Source organism: Natronorubrum thiooxidans (genome assembly GCF_900156475.1).
Taxonomy (GTDB): Archaea; Halobacteriota; Halobacteria; order Halobacteriales; family Natrialbaceae; genus Natronorubrum; species Natronorubrum thiooxidans.
In genome coordinates this window covers 26176-34518 of record NZ_FTNR01000021.1, presented here as the reverse complement: position 1 = coordinate 34518, position 8343 = coordinate 26176, and the positions used below count along the sequence as shown (strand labels likewise).

The following is an 8343-nucleotide window of genomic DNA, read 5'->3' as shown; positions in this document are numbered from 1 at the left end:
GGCGGGCGCGACCTGCCCGAGGAATTCACGTTCAAGACCTTCTCTGACTGGATCAGACATGCATTAGAGGAAGAGCTAGAGCGGAGTTGGGAGATAGAGATGAACGGAACAGGTGTGCCAGAAGCATACGCGCCGGCCGCGGGCTGACCGCGCCGGCCGCGGGCTGACGCCAGCCCGCGGCCTTGGGCAAGCTCCTGGTGAGCAACAGCATTCACCTAGAACAGCGTATTTCAGCCTTCTTACTTCACTTCTCCTCATGCGTGGATTCTACTTCCTGTTCACTCAGTTACCACACCGGCATTCACTCCGTTCGTCCATGACTCAGCACAGTTCACGAAGCGACGTTCGGGAAGTACCGAATATGGTACTGAGGTTGGCCGCGACCGTCTCGGGAGCCTCGAAGATCAGCGTAAAGGCGAAGCCGAAGCTGACGGGAACGACGAGCTGGAGGACGCCGTGGATGAACTGCTCGGGTAGCTACCTCGCAAAAATAGCTGTCAGCGATGGACTTGTCTCTGTGTCAGGGCCCAAGAGCCGAAATACGCCGTAGACGACATCAGAACGGGTTTTCGGCTGAATAAAACTAATTCCAAGCCTAAACAACGCGATAGGTTATTTTCATCGCTGCCAGAAGTGGATAGACGGTCGAACAGTACTGCAGGGGCGCGTACGAATGTGGAAAATATCAAGTGAGGCACTAACCGAGTAGAGAATATCATGAAGGTTTCGGATTTCCTTACCCCTCGGGACGAAGTCGTGGAGGGACGGTTCCAAGGGGTGCTTCAAGCTCACAAGGTCGGGTCATCCGACGACCGACTCGAAAACGACTCGAGTCGGCTGCTATCGATGACCTATCCCTCGAACGCCTTACAGACGGCTTTCGACCACGTGGACAACAAGCTCCGTGGCCGCGACGCCCAAGGTGGCATCACCCTCTCTGGGCCGTACGGTGCAGGTAAGTCCCATGGTCTGCTCACCCTCTACCACCTGTTCGACAGTCCCGAACTCGCTCAAGATTGGCTCGACGAATGGGACATCCCCCTCAACCTCCCCACTACCGCGCACGCGTCAATCCTCTCTACGAGCAAAACAGACGCCGACCGTATCTGGGAACCCATCTTTGAAGACCTCGGCCGCGAGGACATCCTCGACGACATCAACCGCTACCCGACGACCGACCACATCGAGGAACTCGCCGCCGACGAGACCGTCGCCATCTTCTTCGACGAGATCGAGACGTGGTGGGAGTCGTTCAGCGACACCGCCGATGAGGAACTCGTCGAACGCAACGAGTTCTTCCTCCAGAACCTCTTCGAAGTAGCGAACGATCCCGACTACAACCTGTTTACGTTCGTCACGCTGCTAGACAAGAGCGAAGACCTCAAACGCATCCTGAACCGCACCAGCCCATACGCCGTCGACCTCAACTCCACGGGCGACCGCGAACGCATCATTCTCCACCGCCTGTTCGAGACGCGTCGCGAAGACATCGACGAGAGTGCTGTCCGCGACGTCGTCCGCGAATACGTCGACAACTACTCCTATCCCATCGAGATCGAAGAAGAGAAACGGTACGAGAATCGGATGGTCGAGACCTACCCGTTCCACCCCGAACTGCTCGACCTGCTCGACAGCCTCTACGAGGGCGGCCGCGAGCGCCAGAACGTGCGGGGGGCGATGAACGTGCTCGCCGACACAGTACGCCGGCTGTACGACGAGACCGACCTCATCATCACCTCGGACATCAATGCGGCGGCGTTCCGAGGCATCAATCAGACGCTGTTCAATCGCTACCGCTCCGATCTCGACGCCATCGCGGAAATTGACTACGGCGATGACCTCCTGAAGACCATCCACCTATACACGCTCGACGAGCGCCGGCAGGAAGCGTCGATCACGGAGTGCCTGATCGGGACGTACAAGCCCGAGAAGACATCCGTGTCGAAACTCGATATGTCTCTCGGGAACCTGTACGGGACGGCGCACTACCTCGACCGCGACAGTTCCAAGGAGAACTACTTCATTACCGAAGATCCGAAACTCACCGCGCTCGTTACCCGCGAACAGGAACGCGTTCTCGACGGCGACCACAGCGACATCGAAGCCAAACTCATGGAAGTCGTCCGCGACGACGTTTGGGACGGGGACGTCCACGTGTACCCCGACGAAGACATCCCGGAGTCCAAGGAGATTCAGGTCGTCGTGATGCTCGATTACCTGTCAAACGGCGCGCTCCGGAGCGAGTTGGATAGCTTCTTCGAGGGCCGCACTTACCAGAACACGGTGCTGTTCGTCGCGCCCAAACAGGAGATTCGGGATGACGACGACATCATCAGCAAGGCCGCACGCGTGCTCGGCGCCGAGAACCTACAAGGGAAAGTCGAGGACGAGCAGGGCGAGCTGGGGAAGATCATCCGGGACGAACGCCGGGAACTCCGTAACGAACTCGAAGACCGCTACGGGAACTGGATCAAGTGGAGCGAAGACCCGCGCGGCGGCGTCAGGCTGCGGAAGAAGTCCGTCATCGCAGACGTCGATGACGTGAAGGACAAGGTCGGTCGCGACAAGACCTACGTCGGCGAGAAGATTCTCGACGAGGTCGAGGACGCCGAGAACGGCATCTCCCTCGACTCGATGCTGAACGACTTCCGACAGTTCCGGCGGATGCCGGTCATTCTCGACAAGGGTGTGTTCACGTCCGCGCTGAGCAAACTCTACCGCGACGAGAAGGTCGTGCTGGAAGGCGACCGTGGGAAGTTCTACGCCGCCCACAAGAACGATCCACTCCCCGACCTCGGCGACGGGCTGACGATCCACAGCCCGAAGAACCTCGACGAGGCCGTCTACACAAAAACTGACACCGGCTCTAGTGGCGGTAGCACCGGCGATGACGGTGGGACGAGTTCGACCGGCGGTGCTACCGGTGGTGGAGGATCGACTGTCGGTGGTACGTCCGGGGGGTCGTCCGGCGGTAGTTCGGGTGGGACTGCCGGCGGAACTAGTGGTGGCGGGACAGTGGCAAGCCAGACGGAAGAGACGCGTGTCACGCTCGAAGGCCCGTCGGCGCGCGTCCTCCGCAGCCACGCCGAGTCTCGGGTCAACGGTGACACGGACACCGTTACGCACGTTGACCTCTCCTACGACGTTGACGACCTCTCGAAGGAGGAACTCATCGAACTCATCGAGGCGCTGCCCAGCGCGAAACACATCGAGGCAACGGTGGTGATCGAGCGTGAAGTTCAGGACTGAAGCACTGACCCGACTGGTCGAAGACGACGACCCGGTCGAGAGTGTGTGGGACGCGATGTGGGGTATCTGGTCGCCCGCGTCGGAATCGGTGAGCAACCACTACGACCGGGAGAGTCAGATGGTTCAGTACGAGGAACTCCTGCTTGACGTCTACGCCGAGTTCTACGAAGACGTCTTGCCCGACCGGTGTGTGACCGACGCTTCACTCGACATTCCCGACGACGGTGCGTTCGTCGTGATGGACGCGATGAGCGTCCGCGAGGCCGGGCTGTTCGTGGACTTCCTCGTCGACGAGGGCTACGATCCATCGGTCGACTACTCGTTCTCGACGGTGCCGTCGGAGACGACGCCGTACCGCGAACGCGTCGGGTACTCCGACATCAAGAAGGAGTACAAGACGGGCACCGTGAAGAGCGACGAGCCGTCGCTGGACGGCGACGAAGATCTCGTGTGGTGTCGGTTCCCCGACGCCCTCCTCGAGAACATTCAGGAGGGGAAGACGAAACTCTCCTCCATCGAGGAGATGTACGAGAAGACGGAGCGGACGTTCGAGCGGATCGTCGATCAGCTTGACGCCGAGCGAATCGTCGTCGGTTCCGACCACGGGTACGTGCGGCTGGACGCAGGTCACACGTTCCCGGTGTCGGAGCCACAGAAGAACCGATTACAGGAGACGTTCAGCGGTCGGTTCGTGAGCGTCGCCGAGACAAACGCGGACGATCTCGTCGGCGAAAGGCTCGTCGTTGAGGCGGACGGGTACTACATGCCAGTCGGTCGGTACACGTGGCCGGCGCGCGGCAAGTACTCGACGTTCACCCACGGCGGCCTCAGTCTCCCCGAATGCATCACCCCCCGAATCACTTTCACACAGTAATCTATGTCAGAAGACAACGACCGTCGACCTCTCGAAATCTCGTTCCCCATCGACCAAGTGAACGAAATCGCGGAAAAAGAAGCGCACGCCAAACGCTACTACCGGCCCGTCTACACGATGCACAAGTGGTGGGCACGCCGCCTCGGGTCGGTGTTCCGGACGATGATCCTCTACGCGCTCGCAGACGAGGAGATGACGGTCGACGGCGAGCGCCAGTCCACGTTCGGCGAGGACAACGGCCTTCCTGAAATTGACTGGGAGAATCCGGACGCGTTGTGGGAATACTACCTAGAGGACGTCGACTTCGACGGGAAAACCATCCTCGACCCGTTCATGGGAGGGGGGACGAGCATCGTCGAGTCGATCCGGATGGGGTGTAACGCTATCGGGAGTGAACTGAACCCGGTCGCGTGGTTCGTCGTGAAGAAAGAGGTGGATCCGGTCGATCTCGACGAGCTTGACGCTACGCTGGACGAGATTGAAGAGAGCGTCGGACAGGAGATTCAGGACTACTACCGTACCGAATGTCCGCACTGCGAGGGCGAAGACCACTACGCGGACTCGATGTATCAGTTCTGGGTCAACGAACTCCCTTGCCGGAACTGCGGGGAAGATGTCGCACTATTCAAAGACTACCGACTAGCTAACGCTCGGTCGTCCAAGGACGACCATTACAACGTGGTCTGTCCTGACTGCTGGCACGTCTTTGAAACCGACGACTACCGCACAGAGACCACTTGCCCCGAGTGTACTCACGAGTACGTTCCCAACGATGCGGGCAACGTGAGCCGTGGAACCTACACGTGCCCACACTGCGACGAGCATCCTGAGATGTCTATTGTCGAGAGTGTTGAGCGGTTCGGAAAGGCCAATCAGTCTCTCTATGCCGTCGAGTATTACTGCCCAGAGGCGGACGAGAAGGGATACAAGCCGGCGACAGAGTTCGACCGCAATCTCTTCGCAGAGGCATCAAATGAACTAGACGACAAACGTGATGACCTCCCATTCCCGACCACAGAACGGTACCGAGGGAGTTCCGACCGTGCTCGAAAACACGGTTTCAAGACGTATGACCAGATGTTCAATGACCGGCAGTTGCTCTGTCTTTCGAAACTGCTGGCTGAAATAGATGAGATTGAAAATCAGAATCTCAAGGAGTACCTGCTGCTAGCGTTCTCCAGTTCGCTTGCGTATAACAACGTCTTCTGTGAATATGACAAACCGTACAATAAACTTACCGGGATTTATAAACGCCACACAATCACGGCGAGGCACACCCCAGTAGAGAACAACGTCTGGGGTACAAAATACGGCCGTGGAGCGTTCACCGGTGAATTCGACAAGATGCGTGCGGGAAAGGAGTTCTGCCAGATCCCGTACGAGAAGTACGTCGAGGACGGGGAGACGAAGCAGAAGGACGGCATCGGCAAAATCGAAGGCCACCGCGTTGACGATCCTAACGACCTCGGCGAGGAGGGCAACGTCCACCTCCGATGTGGAACGTCCGAGTACCTCCCTATCGAGGACAACAGCGTGGACGCGGTCATCACCGACCCGCCGTACTTTGACAACGTGATGTACTCGGAGACGGCGGACTTCTACTACGTCTGGCTGAAGCAGGTGCTTGAGGACGAATACGACCACTTCACTGCTGAACTCACCCCGAAGGCCAGTGAGGTCGTCAGCGACCCAGCTGGCGAAGACAGCGTGGACACCTACCGCGACGAGGAACACTTCGTCACGGGCCTGACCAACGTCTTCGACCAGTCCAACCAGAAACTGAAGGACGATGGCGTGATGGCGTTCACGTACCATCACAAGTCCACTGAGGGCTGGAGTACCGTCCTCCAGTCGGTTCTCGACGCTGGGTTCTACGTCACCGCGCTGTATCCGATTCGCGGCGAGATGCGCGGCAGCACGCACATCCACGACAAAGCCAACATCGAATACGACATGATCGTCGTCTGCCGCGATCGCGACGACGATCCCGAAGAGGTGAGCTGGCGATCTCTCGAGGACGACATCTACTTCCGCGCCAGCGAGGAGATCACCCGCCTCGAAGAGAGCGGGTCACGGCTCACGCAGGGCGACGTGTTCGCGGTCACGATGGGGAAGTGCCTCGAAGTGTACTCCGAGCATTACCCGAACGTGACGGCTGACGGCGAGCAGATGTCCGTCGAGCAGGCGCTCGAAACGATTCGGGACATCGTCGACGAGCAGTTGATGGCCGAACGCGTCCAGATCATGAGCGACGAGATGGACACGCTCAGCGCCATCTACCTCACGTACGTACTCGGGCGCGGCGACACCGTCTCGTACAACGCGCTGAACAAAGACCTCCGGACGCGCGGCGTCGACGTCTCCGAACTCGTCAACGAGGGGCTGCTCGAACAGGAGGGCGACCAACTCCGTATCCTCTCGCCCGAGGCACGCGCCAACCGCATCGACGGAAAGCGTGACCCGCTCGCCGTCGACGAAGCCCACTACCTGAAGTACCTGTTCGAGACCGACCAACTCGCCCAGAAGTTCGGGAAGTGGACGACGGAGGGTTCGATTGCGGCGCTGCGCCGGCTGGCAGAGATTGAGAACGACGAGGACTACGCCGACATCGCGGACTACGTCGAGGAGCGCTCCGATACCCAGCTCGACCTACAGGATTTCAGCTAACTCGGTGATCGTTAGCTCCGACTGGGCTGCTCCCAGCCGGACAACACCCCGCCGCGGTCATAGAACCGAGATTTAAGTGATATAACGACTCAGTTGACAGCAATAAGATGAACTTCGATATTGGATACCACGTCGTCTCGCGCGATGTCGTCGGCGAGGGAGACACCTTCGACGCCGAGATGAGCATAGTCGAGTTTCTCCGTCGGGTCAACTTCATGGGAGACATCCCCTTCGACGTGACCGTCTACGGTCTCGACGACTATCTCCGAGGCGCCGATGACGCCGACGAAATCTGCGACCATCTTCACCGTCTTCTCTCTGAACGCGTCAACTATCTCCTGAACCAGAACCCGCGCGTTCAATTCGTCGTCGACGACGTCGAGTTCTGGGATGAGCCGGTTATCCCCGATGACGACGTGGACATCCGGCTGAACAAGATCTTTCACGGAGCACTCGATCAAGAGGGTGCAGGCTGGTACTCGAGCCACCTCAACGTCACCTCGTAGGCAGCCTTCGACCGTTAGAGGAGAACTTCCCGGTCGCTGGTGAACGAAATGGTTGAGAAGACGGGTGTCGTTCATCCGCAATCAAATCGAACCAACGACCTCGTGGAAAATTCTCCCGCACGTGCGGCCTCCCTATTTCGACGTGCTTCAACACCTCTCGCCGTGTGCGTAGCCTTGATCCCAGTGGAACCTGTAATGGTCGCGGTGGTTACTAATGATGCCCTGCGTTGTGAGTAGGCTGGCGTCCAGTTCGTCGGCGAGCTGTTCCAGTGAGCAGGGGCCGTTCGCGTCTAGATAGAGGAAGACGAGTTTCGATTGGGGCGAGTCTACCGTGTTGAGTTACACGGTGTGGGATCCGTCTTCTGCGGCGGTAAGTGCTCCTCGTGGAGAGATCCGGGGATATTTGTCACTCTGCGGTACTCTCACCGATAGTGAACCGAGATGTCGTGCCGTGGGCGACCGCTCTCCTGACGGTCTGGATGGTTGGGCTCTACCTTCTAGATCCCGTCCCCGACACTACGGCGAAGTACTTCTTCCTCTCTCCGTGGATGCACTCCGGGTGGTCACACTTCTGGAACAACATGGCGTTCTTCATCCCGCTCGGCATCTACGCGGAGCGTCGGGTGGATTCGATTCCTTTCCTTGCCTTCGCGGTGTTGATCCCCTACCTCGCCCTCCATGTTCCACCTCTGTGGGGTCTCGGGGGTTGGTCTCAGGGAGCGAGCGGGCTGACGAAGGCCCTGACCAGTTACGCGATCCCCGCTCTTCTCGTCGGTTTCAGCGGACAGTTGGAGGATCTCAGCGACTTCGAGTTCGACTGGCAGGAGGTGGCCGTCGCGGTGCTAATGTTGTTGGCGACCGTGTTCTTGACCGTGAACGGGTGGGCGACCGTCCAACGTTTTGCTGGCCTCGAATCTAGCCCGGACGGTGTGTCGGTGGGTTCTCACTTTTTTGGTCTAGTTTTCGGGATGTTGTGGTTCGCGTGGCGGGCGATGAGACACGGACTGGTGGACGCGTAGTGGTAGTGTGATCGGCTTGGCTCTGCCG

Annotated in this window: 5 protein-coding genes and 1 pseudogene; all 6 read left to right on the top strand. The window is 58.9% G+C overall.

Going from position 1 to position 8343, the window contains the following annotated elements:
* Positions 1-147, top strand: a pseudogene (locus BW940_RS21245) (ISH3 family transposase); the annotation flags it as partial.
* A gap of 570 nt (positions 148-717) precedes the next feature.
* Positions 718-3249: a DUF499 domain-containing protein gene (locus BW940_RS18885; RefSeq protein ID WP_076610738.1), complete on the top strand. Its 2532-nt coding sequence runs from the start codon at positions 718-720 to the stop codon at positions 3247-3249.
* Entirely contained in the window at positions 3233-4123 is an 891-nt protein-coding gene (locus BW940_RS18880) for an alkaline phosphatase (protein WP_076610737.1), read from the top strand. The genes BW940_RS18885 and BW940_RS18880 overlap by 17 nt, the downstream gene beginning before the upstream one ends.
* Before the next feature lie 3 nt (positions 4124-4126).
* The gene (locus tag BW940_RS18875) at positions 4127-6790 is read left to right on the top strand and encodes a DUF1156 domain-containing protein (protein WP_076610736.1); all 2664 of its coding nucleotides are present in this window, start codon (positions 4127-4129) and stop codon (positions 6788-6790) included.
* Between the two features lie 107 nt (positions 6791-6897).
* Positions 6898-7296, top strand: a complete 399-nt coding sequence (locus BW940_RS18870) for a hypothetical protein (RefSeq protein ID WP_076610735.1) — start codon at positions 6898-6900, stop codon at positions 7294-7296.
* 431 nt (positions 7297-7727) lie between these two features.
* On the top strand, positions 7728-8315 hold the full coding sequence (locus BW940_RS18865; RefSeq protein ID WP_143823950.1) for a rhomboid family intramembrane serine protease: 588 nt from the start codon (positions 7728-7730) through the stop codon (positions 8313-8315).
* The last annotated feature ends 28 nt before the right edge of the window (positions 8316-8343 follow it).